Annotated in this window: 21 protein-coding genes and 1 tRNA gene; 16 read left to right on the forward strand and 6 right to left on the reverse strand. The window is 68.2% G+C overall.

Translation table 11 applies throughout. The features are described from left to right. Positions 1-227: 227 nt before the first annotated feature. Genes ACFVWG_RS26415 through ACFVWG_RS26435 form a run of 5 tightly spaced genes read left to right on the forward strand, consistent with a single transcriptional unit; the run spans position 228 to position 6,795 of the window. A complete protein-coding gene (locus ACFVWG_RS26415) occupies positions 228-851 on the forward strand; it encodes a 50S ribosomal protein L25/general stress protein Ctc (RefSeq protein ID WP_391546093.1) in 624 nt (207 codons plus the stop codon). Between the two features lie 56 nt (positions 852-907). After that, positions 908-1,483 (forward strand): aminoacyl-tRNA hydrolase, encoded by a 576-nt coding sequence (gene pth / locus ACFVWG_RS26420; protein ID WP_391546094.1) that lies wholly within the window; start codon positions 908-910, stop codon positions 1,481-1,483. 14 nt (positions 1,484-1,497) lie between these two features. Continuing rightward, the gene (gene mfd / locus ACFVWG_RS26425; protein ID WP_391546095.1) at positions 1,498-5,124 is read left to right on the forward strand and encodes a transcription-repair coupling factor; all 3,627 of its coding nucleotides are present in this window, start codon (positions 1,498-1,500) and stop codon (positions 5,122-5,124) included. A gap of 28 nt (positions 5,125-5,152) precedes the next feature. Continuing rightward, the gene (locus ACFVWG_RS26430) at positions 5,153-5,779 is read left to right on the forward strand and encodes a hypothetical protein (RefSeq protein WP_391546096.1); all 627 of its coding nucleotides are present in this window, start codon (positions 5,153-5,155) and stop codon (positions 5,777-5,779) included. An 11-nt stretch (positions 5,780-5,790) separates the two neighbouring features. Continuing rightward, a complete protein-coding gene (locus tag ACFVWG_RS26435) occupies positions 5,791-6,795 on the forward strand; it encodes a MazG family protein (protein ID WP_391546097.1) in 1,005 nt (334 codons plus the stop codon). A 309-nt stretch (positions 6,796-7,104) separates the two neighbouring features. On the opposite strand, the gene ACFVWG_RS26440 is transcribed toward ACFVWG_RS26435, so the two are convergent. Further along, positions 7,105-7,569: a hypothetical protein gene (locus ACFVWG_RS26440; protein WP_391546098.1), complete on the reverse strand. Its 465-nt coding sequence runs from the start codon at positions 7,567-7,569 to the stop codon at positions 7,105-7,107. 69 nt (positions 7,570-7,638) lie between these two features. Between ACFVWG_RS26440 and ACFVWG_RS26445 the strand changes: the two genes are divergently transcribed. Genes ACFVWG_RS26445 through ACFVWG_RS26470 form a run of 6 tightly spaced genes read left to right on the forward strand, consistent with a single transcriptional unit; the run spans position 7,639 to position 12,337 of the window. Further along, positions 7,639-8,472, forward strand: coding sequence for a LysR substrate-binding domain-containing protein (locus tag ACFVWG_RS26445; RefSeq protein WP_391546099.1), 834 nt, complete (start codon positions 7,639-7,641; stop codon positions 8,470-8,472). Next, on the forward strand, positions 8,469-8,996 hold the full coding sequence (locus ACFVWG_RS26450) for an RNA 2'-phosphotransferase (RefSeq protein WP_391546100.1): 528 nt from the start codon (positions 8,469-8,471) through the stop codon (positions 8,994-8,996). The genes ACFVWG_RS26445 and ACFVWG_RS26450 overlap by 4 nt, the downstream gene beginning before the upstream one ends. Positions 8,997-9,035: 39 nt before the next feature. Further along, positions 9,036-10,316 (forward strand): phosphopyruvate hydratase, encoded by a 1,281-nt coding sequence (eno, locus tag ACFVWG_RS26455; protein WP_391546101.1) that lies wholly within the window; start codon positions 9,036-9,038, stop codon positions 10,314-10,316. A 15-nt stretch (positions 10,317-10,331) separates the two neighbouring features. After that, positions 10,332-10,934, forward strand: a complete 603-nt coding sequence (locus ACFVWG_RS26460; protein ID WP_391546102.1) for a septum formation initiator family protein — start codon at positions 10,332-10,334, stop codon at positions 10,932-10,934. A 4-nt stretch (positions 10,935-10,938) separates the two neighbouring features. Further along, positions 10,939-11,421, forward strand: a complete 483-nt coding sequence (locus tag ACFVWG_RS26465) for a DUF501 domain-containing protein (RefSeq protein WP_391546103.1) — start codon at positions 10,939-10,941, stop codon at positions 11,419-11,421. Further along, complete coding sequence (locus ACFVWG_RS26470) at positions 11,414-12,337, forward strand: exopolyphosphatase (protein WP_391546104.1); 924 nt, start codon at positions 11,414-11,416, stop codon at positions 12,335-12,337. Before ACFVWG_RS26465 ends, ACFVWG_RS26470 begins: the two co-directional genes overlap by 8 nt. Positions 12,338-12,347: 10 nt before the next feature. Here the strand turns inward: ACFVWG_RS26470 and ACFVWG_RS26475 are convergent, their stop codons facing one another. Next, a complete protein-coding gene (locus ACFVWG_RS26475) occupies positions 12,348-12,923 on the reverse strand; it encodes a TetR/AcrR family transcriptional regulator (RefSeq protein ID WP_391546105.1) in 576 nt (191 codons plus the stop codon). Between the two features lie 108 nt (positions 12,924-13,031). On the opposite strand from ACFVWG_RS26475, the gene ACFVWG_RS26480 reads away from it, so the two are divergent. After that, the gene (locus tag ACFVWG_RS26480) at positions 13,032-14,435 is read left to right on the forward strand and encodes an MFS transporter (RefSeq protein WP_391546106.1); all 1,404 of its coding nucleotides are present in this window, start codon (positions 13,032-13,034) and stop codon (positions 14,433-14,435) included. Positions 14,436-14,706: 271 nt separating this feature from the next. Further along, positions 14,707-15,522 (forward strand): uracil-DNA glycosylase, encoded by an 816-nt coding sequence (locus tag ACFVWG_RS26485; protein ID WP_391546107.1) that lies wholly within the window; start codon positions 14,707-14,709, stop codon positions 15,520-15,522. Here the strand turns inward: ACFVWG_RS26485 and ACFVWG_RS26490 are convergent. Further along, entirely contained in the window at positions 15,491-17,377 is a 1,887-nt protein-coding gene (locus tag ACFVWG_RS26490) for a GTP-binding protein (protein WP_391546108.1), read from the reverse strand. The genes ACFVWG_RS26485 and ACFVWG_RS26490 overlap by 32 nt on opposite strands. Positions 17,378-17,566: 189 nt before the next feature. Between ACFVWG_RS26490 and ACFVWG_RS26495 the strand changes: the two genes are divergently transcribed. Then, positions 17,567-18,643, forward strand: a complete 1,077-nt coding sequence (locus tag ACFVWG_RS26495) for a serine hydrolase domain-containing protein (protein ID WP_391546109.1) — start codon at positions 17,567-17,569, stop codon at positions 18,641-18,643. Positions 18,644-19,024: 381 nt separating this feature from the next. Here ACFVWG_RS26495 and ACFVWG_RS26500 read toward each other — a convergent pair. From ACFVWG_RS26500 to ACFVWG_RS26510, 3 genes are all read right to left on the reverse strand, one after another. After that, positions 19,025-19,105: transfer RNA gene (locus ACFVWG_RS26500), tRNA-Leu, on the reverse strand. Positions 19,106-19,121: 16 nt separating this feature from the next. Then, complete coding sequence (locus tag ACFVWG_RS26505) at positions 19,122-19,688, reverse strand: peptide deformylase (RefSeq protein ID WP_391546110.1); 567 nt, start codon at positions 19,686-19,688, stop codon at positions 19,122-19,124. After that, positions 19,685-20,191, reverse strand: coding sequence for a glycine cleavage system protein R (locus tag ACFVWG_RS26510; RefSeq protein WP_391546111.1), 507 nt, complete (start codon positions 20,189-20,191; stop codon positions 19,685-19,687). The genes ACFVWG_RS26505 and ACFVWG_RS26510 overlap by 4 nt, the downstream gene beginning before the upstream one ends. A 104-nt stretch (positions 20,192-20,295) precedes the next feature. On the opposite strand from ACFVWG_RS26510, the gene ACFVWG_RS26515 reads away from it, so the two are divergent. Together ACFVWG_RS26515 and ACFVWG_RS26520 are read left to right on the forward strand one after the other, a co-directional pair. Then, a complete protein-coding gene (locus ACFVWG_RS26515; RefSeq protein ID WP_391546112.1) occupies positions 20,296-21,411 on the forward strand; it encodes a sensor histidine kinase in 1,116 nt (371 codons plus the stop codon). Next, complete coding sequence (locus ACFVWG_RS26520) at positions 21,408-22,064, forward strand: response regulator (RefSeq protein WP_391546113.1); 657 nt, start codon at positions 21,408-21,410, stop codon at positions 22,062-22,064. The genes ACFVWG_RS26515 and ACFVWG_RS26520 overlap by 4 nt, the downstream gene beginning before the upstream one ends. The last annotated feature ends 40 nt before the right edge of the window (positions 22,065-22,104 follow it).

The raw sequence follows: 22,104 nt of genomic DNA on the forward strand, positions 1-22,104 counted from the left end.
CATTCGGCACCACGGGGACCGGATTTCTCGTCTGAGCGCACCCGTGGGTAGACTAATGAGGTTGCCTCGGCGAGGGACGCCCCCCGAGAACTGATGGGCGCGGCTCCGTGATCGACGCGGTGGTTCGTTGCTTGATGCCTTCTCGGTGTCAGCAGGCGCCCGCTGAGGCCGCAGCCGAGTTTCAGCCAGTCAACAGATCACCGCAACGCATCTGAGGAGTTCATCTCGTGGCCGAGGTCAAGATCCAAGCCGAATCGCGCACGGAGTTCGGCAAGGGTGCTGCCCGCCGAATCCGCCGGGACAACAAGGTGCCCGCCGTTCTCTACGGCCACGGCACGGACCCGGTTCACATCACGCTGCCTGGTCACGACACCATGCTGGCGCTGAAGACCGCCAACGCCCTGCTGCTGATCGAGGTGACCGGCAGCGAGAGCCTGCTGGCGCTGCCGAAGCAGGTCCAGCGCGACCCGATCAAGGGCACCATCGAGCACGTCGACCTGGTCATCGTGAAGAGCGGTGAGAAGGTCGAGGTCGACATCGCGATCCACCTCGAGGGTGAGGCCGTCGGCGGCACCCTGGTGGTGCTGGAGAACGCGTCGATCCTGGTCGAGGCCGAGGCGACCCACATCCCGGACGGTGTCGTCCTGAGCATCGAGGGCCTCGAGGCCGGTACGGCGATCCACGCCTCCGACCTGAAGCTCCCGGCCGGTACGACGCTGGCCGTCGACCCGGACACCCTGATCGTGAACATCACCACCGCGAGCACCGCGGAGCAGGTCGACGCCGAGATGGCCGAGGCCGAGGCCGGGGCGGGCGTCGTTCGCGACGAGCCGACCGCCGCTCCCGCCTGATAGCACTGCCGCAGTAAAGACACTGCAGTAAAGAGACTGTAGGAGGGCCGGGATCCGTGGCGGACGACGTGTGGTTGGTCGTCGGGCTGGGGAATCCCGGCCCTTCGTATGCCCGGACCCGGCACAACATCGGGCAGCTGGTGGCCGATGAGCTGGCCGCCCGGACGGGCAGCAACTTCAAGCAGCACAAGCAGGTCAAGGCCGAGGTGATCGAGACCCGGATCAGCGGGCTCCGCACCATTCTGGCCAAGCCGCGCTCGTACATGAACGAGTCCGGCGGCCCGGTCTCCGGCCTGCTCAAGTTCTTCAAGGTCGACCCGGCCAACCTGATCGCCGTCCACGACGAGCTCGACATCGACTTCGGGGTCCTGCGGGCCAAGTTCGGCGGCGGGGACAACGGGCACAACGGGCTCAAGTCGCTGCGAAAATCCCTTGGCACCGGTGAGTACTATCGAGTGCGGTTCGGTGTGGGTCGTCCACCGGGCCGGCAGAACCCCGCCGACTTCGTCCTCAACGAGTTCTCCTCGGCCGAGCGCAAGGACCTCCCGTTCGCCGTCGACCGGACCGCGGATGCCGTGGAATCGCTGATGACGGCGGGCCTGGAAACAACCCAAGGGCTCTACAACACCTGAATGGACGAACCCTCGTGAAACTCAGCGGTCTGATCGACACCCTGGTCACCGATCCGGTGGTGGCCGAGGCCGTCCGTGACGCTCGCGGGGACGTGGTCACGGCGCTGGACCTGGCCGCGCCCGGCCCGATCCGACCGGTCTTGCTGGCCGCGCTGGCGGCCGAGCGAGGGGCCGATCGCCCGGTGCTCGCGGTCACCGCGACGTTCCGCGAGGCCGAGGAGCTGACCGAGGCGCTGCAGTGCTTGGTCGAGCCCGGTTCGGTCGCCTACTACCCCGCCTGGGAGACGCTGCCGCACGAGCGCCTGTCGCCGCGGTCGGACACGGTCGGCCGGCGCCTCGCCGTACTGCGGAGGCTCGCGCACCCGGACCCGTCGGACGAGACGACCGGGCCGATCAAGATCCTGGTCGCGCCGGTGCGGTCGGTCCTGCAGCCGCAGGTCGCCGGGCTGGCCGACCTCAAGCCGGTGCAGCTGCACGTCGGTGACACCGTCGAGCTCGAGGACGTCGTCGAGCGGCTGTCCGGCGCGGCGTACAACCGGGTCGACCTGGTCGAGCGGCGCGGTGAGTTCGCGGTCCGCGGCGGCATCATCGACGTCTTCCCGCCGACCGAGGAGCACCCGCTGCGGGTGGACTTCTTCGGTGACGACGTGGAAGAGATCCGGTACTTCGCAGTCGCCGACCAGCGGTCGTTGGAGATCGCGGAGCACGGTCTGTGGGCGCCTCCGTGCCGCGAGCTGCTGCTGACCGACGAGGTCCGGTCGCGCGCCGCCGTACTGGCCAAGGAACACCCGACGCTGGCTGAGCTGTTCGAGAAGCTCGCCGAGGGGCATGCGGTCGAGGGCATGGAGTCGCTGGCTCCGGTGCTCGTCGACCACATGGAGCTGCTGGTCGACCTGATGCCGGCCGGCACGCATGTCGTGGTGAGCGACCCTGAGCGGGTTCGCGCGCGAGCGCACGACCTGGTGGCGACGAGCCAGGAGTTCCTCGAAGCGTCCTGGGCCGCTGCGGCTGGTGGTGGCGAGGCGCCGATCGATCTGGGCGCTGCGGCGTACATCTCACTCGGTGACGTCCGGTCGCACGCGCTGAGCAAGGGCCTGGCGTGGTGGAGCATGTCGCCGTTCTCGGCGGCGCCGACCGACGACGGGCCCGAGCTGCGCGACTCTATGGGTGCGCGGGTCTCGTTCGACATCGACACCGAGGCCGGTGCCGTCCGGAGCCGGGTGGTCGCGGCGCACGAGGTCGATCCGTACCGCGGTGAGACGGCGGCCGCGGTCGAGGATGTCCGCGGCTGGCTGCGCGACGGCTGGCGCGTTGTTTGCGTGACCGAGGGACAGGGCCCGGCGCAGCGGTTGGCCGAGTTGCTGTCCGAGGCCGAGGTCCCGGCCCGCGCGGTCGAGGGGATCGACTCGGTGCCCGCGCCTGGCGTCGTACTGATCTCGCAGGGTGCGCTCGATCACGGGTTCATTGCCGACGGCATCAAGCTCGCCGTACTGACTGAGAACGACCTGGCCGGGCAGCGGTCCGCGGCCGAACGCCGTTCCCAGCAACGGATGCCGAGCCGCCGGAAGAAGGCCGTCGACCCGCTCGAGCTGCAGCCCGGCGACTTCGTCGTGCACGAACAGCACGGCGTCGGCCGGTACGTCGAGATGATGCAGCGCACCGTCGGGACGGGCTCGCAGAAGGCGACGCGCGAGTATGTCGTAATCGAGTTCGCGCCGAGCAAGCGCGGTCAACCGGGCGACCGGCTGTATGTGCCGACCGACCAGCTCGACCAGGTCACCCGGTACGTCGGCGGCGAGCAGCCGAGCCTGGACAAGATGGGCGGCGGCGACTGGGCCAAGCGCAAGGGCCGCGCACGCAAGGCGGTCAAGCAGATCGCCGGCGAGCTGATCAAGCTGTACGCCGCACGCCAGGCGACCAAGGGACACGCTTTTGCCAAGGACACCCCGTGGCAGCGTGAGCTGGAGGACGCGTTCCCGTTCGTGGAGACGCCGGACCAGCTGGCCACCATCGACGACGTGAAGCGCGACATGGAGCGCGTCATGCCGATGGACCGGATCGTCTGTGGTGACGTCGGATACGGCAAGACCGAGATCGCCGTACGGGCTGCTTTCAAGGCGGTGCAGGACGGCAAGCAGGTCGCCGTACTGGTTCCGACGACGCTGCTGGTGCAGCAGCACTACGCGACATTTGCCGAGCGGTACGCCGCTTTCCCGGTGAATGTGGCTCCGTTGTCGCGGTTCCAGACCGACAAGGAGGCCAAGGCCACGCTGGACGGGCTGGCCGACGGGTCGATCGACGTCGTGATCGGTACGCACCGGCTGCTGTCGGGCGAGGTGGCGTTCAAGGATCTGGGCCTCGTCATCGTCGATGAGGAGCAGCGGTTCGGTGTCGAGGCCAAGGAGCAGCTGAAGAGACTGCGGACTGCCGTTGATGTGCTGACGATGTCCGCGACGCCGATCCCGCGCACGCTGGAGATGTCGATCACCGGCATCCGCGAGATGTCGACGATCGCGACCCCGCCGGAGGAGCGGCACCCGGTGCTGACCTTCGTCGGCGCCTACGAAGAGGGCCAGGTGACCGCGGCGATCCGTCGTGAGTTGCTGCGTGAGGGCCAGGTCTTCGTGGTGCACAACCGGGTGAACACGATCGAGAAGGCCGCCGCGCGGATCCGCCAGCTCGTGCCCGAGGCCCGGGTGACCGTCGCGCACGGCCAGATGAACGAGCACGCCCTCGAACAGGTCATCCAGGGCTTCTGGGAGAAGCAGTCCGACGTCATCGTCTGTACGACGATCGTCGAGTCCGGCATCGACATCTCGAACGCGAACACGATGATCGTCGAGCGGGCCGACCTGCTCGGGCTCTCGCAGCTGCACCAGCTGCGCGGGCGCGTCGGTCGTGGGCGCGAGCGGGCGTACGCGTACTTCTTCTTCCCGCCGGAGAAGCCGCTGACCGAGACCGCGCACGACCGCCTGGCCACGATCGCGCAGCACGCCGATCTCGGTGGCGGTATGGCGGTGGCGATGAAGGACCTCGAGATCCGCGGCGCCGGCAACCTGCTCGGCGGCGAGCAGTCCGGGCACATCGCGGACGTCGGATTCGATCTGTATGTGCGGCTCGTCGGCGAGGCGGTGGCCGAGTACAAGGGCGACACCCCGGCCGAGGAGCCCGAGGTCAAGATCGAGCTGCCGATCGACGCGCACCTTCCGCACGACTACGTGCCGTCGCAGCGGCTGCGACTCGAGATGTACCAGCGACTGGCCGCCGTCCGGGATGCTGCTGGGATCGCCGAGCTCGTGGAGGAGTTGCACGACCGGTACGGCGAGATCCCGCAGCCCGTGCTGAACCTGATCGAGGTGGCGAAGTTCCGCAACCACGCGCGCCAGGCCGGGTTGCAGGACGTGACGTTGCAGGGGAATCTGGTCCGGTTCGGGCCGGTGGATCTGGCCGATTCGAAGGTGCTGCGGCTCAACAGGCTGTACCCGAAGAGTCTGGTCAAGCCGCAACTGCGTACGATCCTGGTGCCGAGACCTGCCACCCGGCAGATCGGCGGTCAGCCGCTCCGCGACCAGGAGCTGCTGCAATGGTGTACCCGGTTGATCGACGACATTGTCGCCGAGCCGGTCGTGGTGCCCGCGTGATGTCGACTGGAGATGCGAGGAGATTTCGGTGAGCAGAGCGCTTAAGGCTCTCGGTGTGGCTGCTGCCACGGTGCTGCTGGCGAGCGGCTGTGCGGCCGGGACCCACCCGGGTGCGGCGGCCGTGGTCGGGAGCACCGAGATCAGCGTCGGCGACGTCGACAAGACCTCGCGTGCGGTGTCCGACGCGCTCGGCCAGCCGTTCGAGACGAGCGTGACGCTGAGCGAGCTGGTCAACAACGCCCTGGTCAAGGAGGTCCGCGACCAGCGCTCGGTGACGGTCAGCGACGCCGAGATCGCGGCCGCGATGAAGCTCGTGGTCCGGGACACGACGGCGTACCAGAAGTTCGAGGCCGACCCGGTGGCGCGCGACTTCCTCTCCCAGGTGGCGGCGACCGCGGTGGCGACCATCAAGCTCGGTGGCGGTACCGGCGTGACCGACCCGAAGGTGCAGGCGGCCCAGCAGGCCGGCCTGGCCGTGGTCAAGGACGCCTCGAAGAACATCACCGTCGACATCTCGCCGCGGTTCGGCAAGTGGACCGACGGCGCCATCGACGGCAAGGCCTCCGGCTCGCTGTCCGACGAGTCCGCGCAGGCCAAGGCCAAGCGCGAGGCCGGCGAGCAGGCCCAGCAGCAACAGCAGCAGCCCCAGGGCTAAGAGGTTCACTGATGTCCGGTGCCCCCGGTGGGTCGATCACGGTTGTCCTGACCAGCCCCCGGGTCGCACCCGGTCTCCTGACGCGGGTCGCGTGGACGGCCCTGTCGTCCGCCGACCTGATCGGCTCTGACGGCGGGTCGTCGGTCGAAGGACCTGCTCGGGTGCGCCCGGATGTGCAGGCGATCGTGGGCTCCGGGTTCGTCGTGACCACGGTCGTCGGCGACGTCCGTGAGCACTGGGCCTGGCTCTCCGCCGCCGCCTCGGACGGTCAGCGGGTCGTGTGGCTGGTCGGTGAGGACGGCGAACCCGGGTTGCTCCGCCTCGTCGCCGAGGAACTCAACCACGAGCCGCGGCCGCCGTACGAGGTCGAAATCCTGCACGGCTCGTACGACGTCCCCGGTGCCCGCCTGATCGACCTCGTGCGCGTGATGGACCGCCTGCGCCGCAACTGCCCGTGGGACCAGGAGCAGACCCACGAGAGCCTCGCGAAGTACCTGCTCGAGGAGACCTACGAAACCCTCGAGGCGATCGACACCGGCGACCGCACCCACCTGCGCGAAGAGCTCGGCGACTTGCTGTTGCAGGTCGCCTTCCACTCCCGCATCGCCGAGGACGACGGCACCTTCACCATCGACGACGTCGCCGGCGGCATCGTCGACAAGCTCATCCGCCGCCACCCCCACGTCTTCGGCACCGTCGACGCCGCTGATGCAGCCGCGGTCGAAGCCAACTGGGAGTCGATCAAGGCCGCCGAGAAGCAGCGCTCCTCCGTCCTCGAAGGCATCCCCACCGCCCTCCCCGCCCTGGCCCTAGCCGACAAGATCCTCGGCCGCGCCGCCAAGGTCCTCCCCGCGGACCCCGCGCTCCCCACCCCGGACGCCCAGTCCCGCATCGGCGCCGAACTCCTGGCCTTGGTCCGCGAAGCCCGCGCCCAAGGCGTAGACGCCGAACAAGCCCTCCGCACCACCCTGCTCCACCTCACCAACCAGATCCGCGCCGCCGAGTCCCCCACCTGACCTTCCACCGTCTCCGGCCACCAGTAGTGGCGCGGGCAGGGAATTAGGGGCCGGAGACAGGATGTGGCGGGCGGAGACATGTGGTGATGGGTCTCCGGCCACCAGTTCCTGTCTCAGGCCACCAGCGGCGCCGATGGGTGAGCGGTTTTCGCGGCGTGAAGGACTCAACGTCGGTCTGGGGAGCATTTCGTGCCGAATCCGGAGGGTAATCCTCCCCAGTCCTTGAAGCTCACGCCGATTGACGCGTCGCCAGCGGCACCTTGAGCACGGTTCAGCCACATCTGCGGCCCCGGACTGGTTGGTGGGTGCTCAAGGTCGAGGTGCGGAGACCGCCGGGGCGAGTGACTCCAGGATCGCGGCCTCGGTGGAGGCCCAGTCCTTGAAGAGGTAGGCGTGCCGCACGACCGGTCGTACGGCGGCGATCACGTCGGCCTTGTCGTCGACGAAATGGGTCAGCCCGAGATCCGCGCAGTGCAAGGCCTTCTCGGGCCGACGCAGGCAGAACCGGACGTGATCCGCGGCGATGCCGGTGCGATCGAAGAAGTCGTGGTGCCGCAACCATTCCATCGACCGGGCCTGAACCCGCGGACCGCACTTGGAGACGAGCCAGGTGTCGGCGAACCGCGGCACCAGGCGAGCGATCGTGTCGAAAGCATCCGGTACGGCGGGAGTCCGGAGCATCGCCGTGGTGTCGCCGGCGAAGAACGACGTGTCGCCGGGACCTGTTGTGCCGTTGATGATCACCCGGCCGATGTCGATACCTAGTTTGTTCATGGTTCCAGGGTCGACACTGCAGAACTTCAACGGAACTAGCAATTGTCGATAGAGCTATAGTTTTCCACGATGACTCTGGTGGCTGAGGATCTGCGGGTGTTCGCGGCGTTCGCGCGACACCGGAACTTCACGCGGGCTGCCGAGGAGCTGCACGTGAGTCAGCCCGCTCTGCACACCCGGATCCGCAAGCTGCAGGAGCGACTGGGTCACGAGCTGTATGTGAAGTGTGGACGCCTGCTACACCTGACGGATGCGGGCGAGCGGCTCGCGCTGTATGCCAACGAAGAGGCCGACCGGGCGACGGACTTTCTCCGCACCCTGGGTGCCGCGCCGCCAAGGCCGACCGTGTTGATGGCCGGCTCCGGCGCCTACCTCTACCTGCTGGGCGAACCGATCCGCCGGTACGTCGGCAAGGGCCGCGAGCTGCGACTACTCACCGGCGATGCGTCGCGCACGCTGGAGGCATTAAGAGCCGGTACGGCGGACGTCGGCGTGACCGCGCTCGGAATCCCACCGGATGACCTCGATTGTGAACTGCTGGGTCAGTATCCGCAGACACTCATCACCCGGTCCGATCACCGGCTGGCCAAGCGCCGTACCGTCCGGCTGAAGGACCTCCAGGACGAGACACTCGTCGTACCGCCGAAAGGTCGGCCGCATCGCGAGCAGTTGGAGCGAGCGCTGCTGGACCAGGGCGTGCGGTGGTCAGTTGCGGTCGAGGCGGAGGGGTGGGAATTGCTGGTCCACTTCGTGAAGCTTGGGGTCGGTCCGGCGGTCGTCAACGGCTCGGTGCGCACGACGAGCGCCGTACGGAAGATCCCAGTGAAGGACCTTCCACCGATCCGGTACTACGTGATCACCCGCGGCGATCGTGGTGACGAGCTCAAGAAGCTGATGCTGTGAGCACCGACAGCCGAGCGTTGTCGAAGTTGCTCCGGCACACCGCGGGTGAGCGTGGACTCGCGATGAGTGCTGACGGCTGGGCCGCGATCGCCGACGTACTCAAGATCCTCAAGCTGGACCGAGCGCGACTCGACAGAGCGGTCGAGGAGAACGACAAACAGCGGTTGCAGGTGGACGGGGAGCGGATCCGGGCGTGTCAGGGGCATTCGCTCGCCGGAATGCCGGTCACCCGTGAAGCTTTGGAGAACAGTTGGGAACGGGTTCACCCCACCGATCTCCTGTGGCACGGAACTACGCAGGGTGTGGTTCCGTTGATTCAGCGTGAGGGACTCAAGCCTGGGCGGCGGACACACGTCCATCTGGCGGCCGATCGGAGCCACCGGCCGCGGGCGGAGGTGCTGCTAGGTGTGAATCCCGTTAAGTTGGCCGTGTATCGGGCGCCCAACGGGGTGTTGCTGGTTCGGGAGGTCCCGCCGGATGCGATCGTGGACGCGGTCCACCCTGCCCGGTGGTCTCACCGCTAGGCTCGGAGCCGATTCGTCATCGAAACCTGGGAGTCAATTGTGGCCACCATCGAGGCCGTCGGCGCCCGCGAGATTCTCGACTCGCGCGGCAACCCCACTGTCGAGGTCGAGGTTCTCCTCGACGACGACACCGTTGCCCGGGCCGCTGTGCCGTCGGGTGCCTCCACCGGTCAGTTCGAGGCCGTCGAGCTCCGGGACGGCGACAAGGCCCGGTACGGCGGCAAGGGTGTCCTGAAGGCCGTCACGGCCATCCTCGAGGACATCGACAAGGAGATCGTCGGGTACGACGTCCACGAGCAGCGGCTGATCGACCACGCGCTGCTCGACCTCGACGGCACCCCGAACAAGGCCAAGCTGGGCGCGAACGCCATCCTCGGCGTCAGCCTCGCCGTCGCGAAGGCGGCCGCGGACAGCTCCGGCCTGCCGCTGTTCCGCTACGTCGGCGGCCCGAACGCGCACGTCCTGCCCGTCCCGATGATGAACATCCTGAACGGCGGCGCGCACGCGGACAGCAACGTCGACGTCCAGGAGTTCATGATCGCGCCGATCGGCGCCGCGACGTACGGCGAGGCCCTGATGCAGGGTGCGAGCGTCTACCACGCGCTGAAGGCGGTCCTGAAGGAGCGCGGCCTGTCCACCGGTCTGGGCGACGAGGGCGGCTTCGCGCCGAGCCTGGCCAGCAACCGCGAGGCGCTCGACCTGATCGCGGTCGCGGTCGAGAAGACCGGCCTGAAGCTCGGCACCGACATCGCCCTGGCGATGGATGTCGCGGCCAGCGAGTTCCACACCGACGGCGTCTACGCCTTCGAGGGCGGCAAGAAGTCGGCCGACGAGATGATCGCCTACTACGCCGACCTGGTGGCGTCGTACCCGATCGTGTCGATCGAGGACCCGCTGAACGAGGAGGACTGGGAAGGCTGGAAGAACCTCAGCGCCCAGCTCGGCGACAAGATCCAGATCGTCGGCGACGACCTGTTCGTCACCAACGTCGAGCGGCTGCAGCGCGGCATCAACGAGAAGTCCGCGAACAGCCTGCTGGTGAAGGTGAACCAGATCGGTTCGCTGACCGAGACCCTGGACGCGGTCGACCTGGCCCACCGCAACGGCTTCACCTGCATGATGAGCCACCGCTCGGGCGAGACCGAGGACACCACGATCGCCGACCTCGCGGTCGCGACCAACTGCGGCCAGATCAAGTCCGGCGCCCCGGCCCGGTCCGACCGGACGGCGAAGTACAACCAGCTGCTCCGGATCGAGGAGGAGCTCGACGACGCGGCCGTGTACGCCGGTCGCTCGGCCTTCCCTCGCTACCAGGGCTGACGCAGGAGAAAAGACATGTCGTCCCGACGGGAATCCGGTGCACGTCCAGGATCACGGCCCTCCAGCCGTACCCAGACGCGTCCACCGGCCCGTCGGGGTGACCAGCCGAAACGCCGTCCGGCGGTTTCGGCGGGCGCCGGCCCGGTCCGGACCCGAGGCTCCCGTAACCTCACTGGCCGGGCGGCCGTCGTACTGCTCGTGCTCGGTGCGCTGATCGTGTCGTACGCGCAGAGCCTGCGGGTGTGGTTCGACCAGCACCAGCAGATCACCGCGCTGAACCAGGAGATCCACGACCGCGAGAAGCGGGTCACGGAACTGCAGAACGAGATCGACCGCTGGAACGACGACGCGTTCGTGAAGGCGCAGGCGCGGCAGCGGCTCGGCTGGGTGATGCCGGGTGAGGTCGGCTACCGGGTGATCGGTGCCGACGGCAAGCCGCTCGGCGCACCGCCGGAGCCGGGCGCCCCGGTGGAGCCGGGCGACGAGGCTCCGAAGCCGGTTTGGTACACGAAGTTGTGGGGGAGTGTCGAAGGCGCCGGGAAGCCACCGGCGGCACCGACGAAGCGGCCGACGGCACCGACGCCGAAACCGATCCTGACCCCCTCGCCCGAAAGGTGATCCGTTGAGCGTCAGCCCCGACGACATCGAGGCCGTCGGCAAGCAGCTCGGCCGGACCGCGCGCGGTATCCGGTCCATCGCGCACCGCTGCAGCTGCGGCCTGCCGGACGTGGTCGAGACCGAGCCCCGGTTGCCGGACGGTACGCCGTTCCCGACGACCTACTACGTGACGTGCCCGCGGCTGGCGTCGGCGATCGGCACGCTCGAGGCCGACGGCGTGATGAAGGAGATGACCGACCGGCTCGGTGAGGACCCTGAGCTGGCCAAGGCTTATCGGGCCGCGCACGAGTCGTATCTCGCGCACCGGGAGTCGATCCAGCACGTCGACGAGATCGACGGGATCAGCGCGGGCGGGATGCCGACCCGGGTGAAGTGCCTGCACGTCCTGGCCGGCCACTCGCTGGCGGCTGGGCGCGGAGTGAACCCGCTCGGCGACGAGACGCTCGATGCGTTGGAGGACTGGGGTCGCCGGGGGCCCTGTGTCTGAGCGGGTCGCAGCCATTGACTGCGGCACGAACTCGATCCGGCTGCTGATCGCTTCCGGCGGCGCTGATGGCGGGCTGCAACAGATCGACCGGCGGATGCAGATCGTTCGGCTCGGGCAGGGCGTGGACGCGACCGGACGGTTCGCTCCGGAGGCGTTGGAGCGGGTGTTCAAGGCTGCCGACGAGTACGCCGATGTGATCCGCGCGGCCGGCGTGGTCCGGACTCGCTTCGTGGCGACGTCCGCCGCACGGGACGTGAGCAATCGGGACGAATTCTTCGCCGGGATCGCCGCGCGCTTCGGGGTCCAGCCGGAGATCATCTCCGGTGCGGAAGAGGCCTCGCTCAGTTTCCGGGGAGCCACGGGCGGGCTCGGAGCGCTCGCCGTACCGGGTCCTTACCTGGTCGCGGACATCGGCGGTGGGTCGACCGAGCTGATTCTCGGGGACGCGTCGGGAGTGCTGGCAGCTGAGTCGCTGGATGTCGGTTCGGTGCGGATGACCGAGCGGCACATCAAGACTGATCCGTCGACGGCTGCTGAGCTGGCGGCCGCGACCAAGGACATCGACGCGCTGCTGGACACGACGACCGTGCCGGTTACCGCGGCGCGGGCGCTGATCGGGGTGGCGGGGACGGTCACGACGGTTGCTGCGGTGGTGGGGAAGCTGGTCGAATACGACTCGGCGAAGATCCACCACGCGCGGATCTCGGGACCGCAGTTGCGCGAGACGTCGTACTGGCTGACTCGCTCGACCAAGGCGGAGCGCATCCAGAACCCGGCGATCCACCCAGGCCGGGTGGATGTGATCGGAGCGGGCGCGCTGATCCTGCAGCGCCTCTACGACCGGATGGCGGTCGGCGAGGTCATCGTCTCCGAGCACGACATCCTCGACGGAGTCGCGCTCTCCCTGTTGCGCTAGCGGGCCCTGATTATCGTGCTCTGACGCCGTCGAGGGCGATCTGGAGGACGCGGTCGCGCTGGGCGTCGTCGACGAAACCGGCGCCGGTGAGACCGTTGACCATCCGGAGCAGGTCGTCGAAGGAGACGTCGGTGCGTGCCTCGCCGGCGGCCTGGGCGCGCTCGAACAGCGGGGTGCCGGCCGCGTACATCGCCGCGCGGGCCTCGCGGAAGCTGTCGGTGTCGCGGTTCAGCGACTCCCAGATCGCGCGCTTGGTCGCGACGTACGCGACGAAGCGCTGCAGCCAGCTGGTCAGCGCCTCCCACGGAGGCAGGTCCGCGACGTCCTCGGCGGCGATGCAGAGCTCCTCGATCTCGCCGAAGTAGACCGCGTTCAGCAGGTCCTGGCGGGTCGGGAAGTTCCGGTAGAGCGTGCCGATGCCGACCCCGGCCTGGCGGGCGATCTCCTCGAGGGACGCCTCGACGCCGCGGGTCGCGAACGCGTCGCGGGCGGCGGTCAGCAGGGCGTCGAAGTTCCGCCGGGCGTCCGCGCGCTGCGGCCGCTTGATGTCGACCCGGAGGGCGGGTCTGGTCGTGTCCGTCGCCATGGGGTCACCGTCTCATCTTGATACCGGAGGTATGCCTCCGCTATAGTGGAGGTATACCTCGACTTTACCAGGCCGAGAAACTCCACACTTCTTTCGAAGGACTTTGGCATGCCTGGACATTCCTCGCGGCTCACGCTCGCGGTGCTCGCCACCGTCGTCGCCGCGCTCTCGATGCTGCAGTCACTGGTCAGCCCCGCGCTACCGGTGATCCAGCACGATCTGCACACCACTCCGGCGACCGCCACCTGGGTGTTCACCGCTTTGTTGCTCTCGCTGTCGGTCTCGACGCCGCTGCTCGGACGTGTCGGCGACATGTACGGCAAGGACCGTACGCTCCTGATCGGACTGGTCGCCCTCGCGATCGGCTGTCTGCTCGCCGCCCTCGCGCCGACCATCGGCGTACTGATCATTGCCCGCGTCATCCAGGGCGTCGGTGGCGTCGTCGTCCCGCTCTCGTTCGGGATCATCCGCGACGAGTTCCCGGCCGAACGCGTCCCCGCGACCGTCGGCGTCGTCTCGGCGATCATCGCTGCGGGTGGTGGGCTCGGCATTGTGCTCGCCGGTCCGATCGTCGAGAACCTCGGCTGGCGCTGGCTCTTCTGGCTGCCGCTCGCTGTCCTGATCGTCGCCATCGTGCTGGTACGGCGTTTCATCCCGGCCTCACCGCATCGCTCGGCCGGACGCATCGACTGGCTGGCCGCCGTACTGCTATCGAGTTGGCTGATCGCACTCCTGCTCCCATTGAGCAGCGGACGCTCGTGGGGCTGGGGTTCCTTCCGGACCATCGGGCTGTTCGCGGCGGCCGTCGTACTGGCTGCTGCTTGGGTGAGCGTGGAGCTGCGGTCGAAGAACCCGCTGATCGACATGCGCATGATGCGGCTGCCGGCGGTCTGGACGACGAACCTGGTCGCGCTGCTCTTCGGTGCCGCGATGTTCGCGGTCTACGCCTTCGTGCCGCAGTTCATGCAGATCCCGACCGTGGCGGGCTTCGGGTTCGGATCGACCGTCTCGGAGGCCGGCCTGCTGATGCTCCCGATGCTGGTGACGATGGCCGTCACCGGTTCGCTGAGCGGCCACCTGGCGCCGTACTTCCCGGTGAAACTGCAGGTCATCAGCGGTTCCGCGCTGAGCCTCGTCGCGTCGCTGATGTTCGCCGAGTTCCACGACCAGCCGTGGCAGGTCGCCATCTCGACCGCCATCTTCGGCATCGGCCTGGGCCTCGCTTACGCCTCGATGACCAGCCTCATCGTCCAAAGCGTTCCGCGCGAACACACCGGCGCCGCCACCGGCATGAACGCCAACATCCGCACCATCGGCGGCTCCATCGGTACGGCGCTGGCCAGCTCCATCATCACCGGCCACCTCCAACCGTCCGGCCTCCCCGCCGAGTCCGGCTTCACCAACACCTTCCTGCTGCTCTCCGCCTTCTCCGCCGCCGCCGTCGTACTAGCGCTGGCGATCCCCACCGCCCGCCGTACGACGGTCGTCGCCCAGCCCGAGCTCGTCGGCTAACACCTGCAGGGGGCGGCCGCCCCGCCGCCTCCTCGGGGAGTGAAATAGACCAGATTCGACAGGCAAAAGTCCCTGCACCCTCTGTCCCGCGCCACCACTTGCGGCCGGAGACAGGGAACTGGGGCCGGAGACGCTGTGCAACAGGTCTCCGGCAATCGCAAGGTGTCTCAGGCCACCACTGGTGGCAGGGGCTGCGCTGCAGCCAGCGTCGCTCGCGGGTACACCACCATCGGCGTGCTCCCAAGGCGATGCCGATGACTAGTCTGATGGGATGAAGCTGCCGCATCCGTTGACCGGGGAGTTGTTCGAGAGCCCGGTGCCACCGGGGACTGGTTGGCCGGAGGATCCGGCAGAGCCCGGTACGGCGGTTGCGCGGTCGGCGGATGAGGTCGTGGAGCTGGCCGTCGGGGGACTGGCGGAGATCGAGGCTCGGGTCTCGGTGTGCCGGGCGTGTGAGCGGTTGGTGGAGTGGCGGGAAGATGTTGCCCACAGCAAGCGTGCGTCGTTCGCGGACCAGCCGTACTGGGGTCGTCCGATTCCGGGCTGGGGAGCTTCAGAGCCACGGATTCTCATTGCAGGGTTGGCGCCTGCCGCGAACGGCGGGAACCGTACTGGCCGCGTCTTCACCGGCGACCGGTCCGGCGACTGGTTGTTCGCGGCGCTGCACCGGGTCGGGCTCGCCAATCAGCCCACCAGTGAACATGCAGGTGATGGGCTCCAGTTGCACGCGACCCGGATGATCGCGGCCGTACGCTGTGCGCCGCCCGCCAACAAACCCATGCCGGTCGAGCGCGACACCTGCGCCCCGTGGTTCCGCCGCGAACTCGAGCTCGTGCTGCCGACTACGCGGGTGATCATCTGCCTCGGCAAGTTCGGGTACGACGCGCTGCTGGCCGGACTCAGTTCGCTGGGCGCCGCCGTACCGAAGCCACGCCCCAAGTTCGGTCACGCTGTGGAGCATCAGATCGACGGCGTCACCGTCATCGGCTGCTTCCACCCCAGCCAGCAGAACACCTTCACCGGCCGGCTCACCGAAGCCATGACCGACGCCGTCCTCACCCGCGCCCGCGAACTGGCTGACGTCTGACCGGCGCGTAGTGGTCGAGTCGGGCGTCCAGCACCGCGAGCCCATGCGCCGCGCTCGTCAGTTCGTTGCGTAGGGCATCAATCGACCCGGTCCGCACAGCACCCCGTACGACGGCGAGCTCACTCGACAACGCGGTCGTCTCCGCGATCGCGCCGTACCGGCCCAGGACCTTCAGCACCTCCGGCATCGTCTCGCTGGGGAACTCGACGCTGACCCCGTCGATGGGTTCGCACACCGTGGTTCCGGCCTTGTCCAAAGCCTCCTTGACGACCAGGGCGGTGGTGTAGCGGACGTGGGCGGGATGCGGAGCGGCCGGTGGGTAGCCGCTCTCGACAACAGTGATCTTGGCGTCGGTGACCTGCCACCCGTTGGGCCCGGCGGCCAGGGGCTCGTCGAGATACCTGAACACCGTCTCGCGGAATCCCTCGATCGTGCCGTAGACGTGCAGCGGAAGACTCCCGTGCTCGGCGGCGACCACCAGTTCTATGCCGCTTCCAGGCGCGGCCGGTTCGACCGTGACGCCCATCGTGTACGGGTATTGCTGCTCGGGACTGCCATACCGCAGTACGGCGTAGCCCTTCCCGGCTGGGCGCTCGACGCAGATCACGGACGGTTGACCGAGCACCACCTCGATGCCGTACTCGGTGGCGAGCGTTTCGGCGATCACCTCCTGCTGCACCTTCCCGTACAGGCTCACGTGCAGCTCGTCCTGCCGAACCCGCAACGTGATCAGCGGATCGATATCGGCAAGCTCCGTCAGCGCCTTGTGCAGGTCGTTCTGCTGACCAGGATCAACCGCCGTGATGGTGGACTGCAGTGCGGGCGGCAGGAAATTCGGAGCCGGTACATCGGTCGGCCGGGTACCGATCCAGTCGCCGATCCGTGCCTGATCCAGCCCCTCGACCTGGACGATCTGACCCGCGGTCGCGCGCGTTCCGGCGATCGCACCCCCGGGTTGCTGGATCTGCAGCGCGGTCACGACACCTTGCGCCACATGGTCTCGTACGGCGAGGGATCCGGTGCGAAGGCGGATCGAGCAGACGCGGGCCCGTTTGCTTGTCCGTTCGATCTTGAAGACCTGCCCGGAGGTTGGGCCTGTGTGGTCGCCGCTCGACGTCGGGAACAGACGGAGCGTTGCGTCGATCAGTTGCTCGACACCGACTGCTGTCCGCGCCGACCCTGCCAGGACGGCCGAGACCTGCTTGGTCGATCGGAGACTCTGCCAGAGCCGCTCAGCCGAGGGCGGTCCGTGGTCGACCCAGTCCCTGAGCAGCGCATCGTCGTAACCCGCGAGCTCCGCACACAGCGCTTCCCGCCCGACCGCCTCCACCCGGGCGTTCGCCGTACCGGGATCGTGTACTGCGCTCAACGTGACAACGGATTCGGTGAGATGCCGCTGGATCTGCCGGATCGTCCGGCCGGGATCCGCGCCGGACCGGTCGACCTTGTTGACGAAGAAGATCGTCGGCACGTCGAGGCGGCGCAACGCGCGGTGCAGCACGATCGTCTGCGCCTGAATACCTTCGACCGCCGAGACCACCAGCACGGCACCGTCCAGGACGGACAACGACCTGTCCACCTCGGCGATGAAGTCAGGGTGGCCCGGGGTATCGACGATGTTGACGCCCACATCCGCGGCGTAGAAGGTCGCAACGGCCGCGCGGATGGTGATCCCGCGACGGCGTTCCATCGCCAGGCTGTCGGTCTGCGTCGTACCGTCGTCGACCCGACCGCGCTGCGCGACAGCACCACCGAGCTGCAGCAGCGCCTCGGTCAGGCTCGTCTTGCCGGCGTCGACATGCGCCAGCACGCCAAGGTTCAGCCAGTGGCGGGGGAGTACGGGAGATCGGTCCATGTGTGTCCTCGTGAGCAGTCGGTGTAGGGCAACGAGCTCACGAGTTGGCGCATGGGGTGATCCACTCCTTGTGTCGGTGAATGGCCACCGTCCTCGACCGCGGTCACCCATGTCAACCGAATAAAGGCCGGGGGAGAACTCGGGGCGATCCCGGGTGCTCTTTGTTTCGTTGCGGGTCAGGGTGGGGGGATGAAGAGACGTGTGGGACTTGTCGGAGTTGCCGTGATCGCCTTGCTGGCCTTGCCATTGCGAGCCCAGGCAACGCCGTACGGGCTGCAACGCGGGCTGGACGACGTGGTCAGCGCGGCCGCCGTCGGTACCCAAGCGGAGGTGCATAACGGCGCCGCGGTCTGGCGCGGTCGGAGCGGTGTGGCCGAGCTGGGTTCGCCGCGGCCGGTGCCGTTGACCGGGCAGTTCCGGATCGGCAGCATCACGAAGACGTTCCTGGCGACGGTGACGCTCCAACTGGTCGACGAGAAGCTGCTCCGGCTCGACGATCCGGTCGCGCGCTGGCTGCCCGGTCTGCCGACCAACGGCGCCACGGTGCGGCAGCTGATGAACCACACCAGCGGCCTGTACGACGTCCTCTACACCCTGCCGCGCCCACCCCAGCCCGAGTTCTACGCCAACCGGTACCGGACCTGGACCAACGACGAACTCATCCAGCGCGCCCTCGCCAACCCGCCGACATCCAAGCCAGGCCCCGAATACAAGTACTCGAACACGAACTACCTCGTGCTGGCCAAGATCGTCGAGAAGGTCACCGGCCACACCTACGCGTTTGAGATCGAGCACCGCCTGATCCGCCCGCTGCACCTCCACGACACCAGCGTCCCCGGCACCAGCCCCCGGATCCCCGGCCCCCACGCCCACGGCTACGTCCCGACCCCCGACGGCCAACTCCTCGACTTCACCTCCATGAACCCGTCCCTCTTCGGCGCCGCCGGCGAGATGATCTCCTCCACCAAAGACCTCGACCGCTTCATGACAGCCCTACTAGGCGGCGACCTCCTTCCGCCCGCGCTCCTCCACCAAATGAAGACCCCAGGAACCGAGAACGGCCACTACGGCCTAGGCCTGGCCCGGAAAACCACCACCTGCGGAACCACCGTCTACGGCAACGACGGCGACGCCCTCGCCTACCAAGCCTGGTCCTACGCCACCGAAGACCTCCACCGCCGAGCCACCCTCTTCGTCACCCCCACCTTCACCACCAACCCCGACCCCGCCGTAGACGCCTTCCTAGACAAGGCCTTCTGCGACTGAAGATGCGGACCGCCATCACCCACCAACCTCGTTCGGCGCCCGCCAGCCACGCTCGCGTGAGCGTGCCGACCCCAATGCCATCCGACTTGGTGGGTGATGGGCATCCTCAGAGGCACCCAGAAGGAGCCCGCTCATGGCTCCCCAAACCGGTTCGGGGGGCGATACGCCGCCATCACCCCGATGTGGGGAGGATTTGCCCCCCGAATCGGTCCGCGATCCTCCCCAAATCACCTCGGCACTGGTGCAGTTCCTCCCCAAAGCGGTTTGGGGAGGAACCTTGCAGGCGGCCGTGACCACCTGCGAACCTGCTCGGCCGGGCTGGAAGAGTGGAGCGCGGAGCGACGAGGGAAGCGGCTGCGGAGCACGCGGGGGGATTACCAGTGCCCGGGACGGGATTCGAACCCGTACGCCTTTCGGCTGCGAGGTTTAAGCTCGCTGCGTCTGCCGTTCCGCCACCCGGGCGCGGGTCGAGGGTACGTTATTTGTAGACCTTGCGGGGGTGTACGGCGTGCGCTCCGGCGACTCGGTCGAGGAAGAGTTTGCCGGTGCAGTGGTCGATCTCGTGCTGGAGGGCGCGGGCTTCGAAGGCGTCGGTGGTGATGGTGACCTGGTCCGTCGTACCGGGGAGGACGCCGGTGACCGTCAACCTGGTGGCGCGTTTGACGTCGCCGGTGAAGTCGGGGACGGACATGCAGCCTTCGCGGGCCTTCTCCTGGCGGGAGGCCTCGACGATGACGGCGTTGCAGAGGACGAAGACGCCGTGGCAGGTGCGGGTCTTGGGGTGGCCGGTGACGTCGAGGGAGAACATCTGGGCGGAGATGCCGACCTGGGGGGCGGCGAGGCCGACGCAGCCGGGGGAGACGCGCATGGTGGCGACGAGGTCGGCGGCCAGGGCGACCGTCACCGGGTCGAGCGGGTCGACGGCCAAGCCTTCAGTTGCGAGGACCGGGTTGGGGGCGCGGACGACCTCGAGGACGTCGCCGACGACGGTGAGCTGGGCGGGGCTCCAGCTGGCGAGGGTCTGGTTGAGGTGGGCGACGCTCACAGGTCGTCGCTCTCCGCCGGGCTGAGAGAGACGCCGACGCCGAGCTCTTCGGCGGCGATCTCCAGGGCGCGGTCCAGGGTTTCGAGGTCGGCGGTGAGCGGCAGCTCGACCTCTGCGGTCAGGACGTAGAGGTCGCCGCTCAGCCGGGTGGCGAGGTCGGTGATGGTGCCGCCGGCGGCGGCGAGCATCCGGGTGACCGCGGCGACGATGCCGGGGCGGTCGGCGCCGTGCACGCTCAGCAGGTACGACGGTCCGATCGCCGCGTGCTCGTTCTCCGGGCCCATCGCGCGGACCGTGATGACCAGGTCACCGCGGAGTGGCTCGACGGCTGCCTTGACCTCGTCGAGTGAACCGGAGCAGACGATCATCATCGCGAAATGACCGCGCAGGAGCGTCATCGTGGAGTCCTCGAGGTTGACCCCGGTCCCGGCGAGGGCCTCGGTGACGTCCGCGATGATGCCCGGGCGGTCCGGGCCGATGACGGTGACTGCGAGCTGACTCATGCCGGGAACCTACCGTCAACCAAAGGAGCGGATCACCTCGACTTCGGTATCCGGACAGCTTCGATGCCGCCGATAGGCGCTCGACCGGCGGTACCGTCGTGCTCATGGACCGGCCGGGACGCAGTACTCGCGACTGGATCGTGGACAGCGTCGTGTTCGTGGCCGCGATCGGTTTCGGCCTGATCGTCTTCGACGACAGCGTCAAGCCGCCGGGCGGGGAGGTGATGGCGGCGCTGGACCTGATCTCGGGGCTGGTGTTGTCCCTGACCCTGTGGTTCCGTAGGCGCTGGCCGGTGCAGCTGGCCCTGATCGCCTCGGTGGTCTCGGTGTTCTCCGAGACGGCCAGCGGGCCGACGCTGATCCTGATTTTGTCCGTTGCGGTCTACCGGCCGCTGCGGATCACGCTGCTGGTGTTCGCGGTCAACGCGGTGTCGCTGATGGTTTACCTGGAGGTCAAGAAACAGGCGGACGGGGTCGCGGTGGCGGTCGCGGCCATCGCGATCTACCTCGCGGTCGCCGGCTGGGGCCTGTACATCCGCTCCCGCCGCCAGCTCCTGCAAACCCTGCGGGACCGGGCTGATCGGGCTGAGACCGTGGCTCGGCTCCAGGCCGAGCAGGGTCAGCTCCGAGCCCGGGAAGAGATCGCTCGCGAGATGCACGACGTACTTGGCCACCGGCTCTCACTCCTGAGTGTGCACGCAGGCGCCCTCGCCTACCGCGGCGAGGACGCGTCGCCCAAGGAGGTGACCGCGGCGGCTGAGGTGATCCGGGCCAGTGCACATCAAGCGCTGCAGGATCTGCGCGAGGTGATCGGCGTACTGCGGGCTCCCGTCGGGGAGCTGCCACAACCGACGTTCGCGGACCTCCCGGCGCTGGTCGAGGCGTCCCAGGCGGCCGGCGTACAGGTGGAAATCCAGCAGGACGTGGCCGGCGCCCTCCCCGACCACATTGGCCGTACGGCGTACCGGATCGTCCAGGAAGGTCTGACCAACGCGATGAAACACGCGCCGGGGGAGCGAGTCGCCATCAGTGTGACAGGTGCCCCAGGCAACGGACTCGAGGTCGAGGTCCGCAACCCGGCCCCCAACCCGCGCCGGGGCGAGGGGCAAGGCCTCAAGGGACTCAAGGAACGAGCCGCCCTGGTGGACGGCCGATTCGATCATGGCCGCACCCCCGAGGGCGACTTCCGGCTCCAGGCCTGGCTACCGTGGCCGTCATGATCCGGGTAGTGATCGTCGACGACGACCCGCTGCTGCGCGCCGGCCTCAAGCTGATGCTGGGCGGTGCGCCGGACATTCGCGTGGTCGGCGAGGCCGGCGACGGGACCGGGATCACCGGGCTGATCGAGCGGCTCGCGCCGGACGTCGTACTGATGGACATCCGGATGCCGAACACCGACGGCCTGACCGCGACGGAGACGGTACGGCGACGCCCGGGCGCGCCGGAGATCATCATCCTGACCACGTTCGACGCCGACGAGCACGTACTGCGGGCCTTACGCGCCGGGGCGGCCGGGTTCGTGCTGAAGGACACCCCACCGGCCGAGATCGTCGAGTCGGTACGGCGGGTCGCCGGCGGGCAGCCGGTGTTGTCGCCAGCCGTCACCAAGCGACTGATCACCCGTGTCGCGGCCTCGGGGCAGGACCAGCGCAAGACCAAGGCCGTCGGCCGGCTGGCCGGGCTGAACGAGCGTGAACGGGAGATCGCCGTCGCGGTCGGCGAAGGCAAGTCCAACGCGGAGATCAGCGCGACGCTCTATCTCAGCGTCCCGACGGTCAAGACGCATGTCTCCCGGATTCTGACCAAACTCGACCTGAACAACCGGGTCCAGATCGCGCTCCTCGTGCACGACGCAGACTGGCTCCACGAGTAGGACACCTCCCGGTCACCTGTAGCTTCTATCGTTGGAACGT

Origin of the sequence: Kribbella sp. NPDC058245 (assembly GCF_042882005.1) — a bacterium.
In the GTDB taxonomy this organism is placed as follows: Bacteria; Actinomycetota; Actinomycetes; order Propionibacteriales; family Kribbellaceae; genus Kribbella.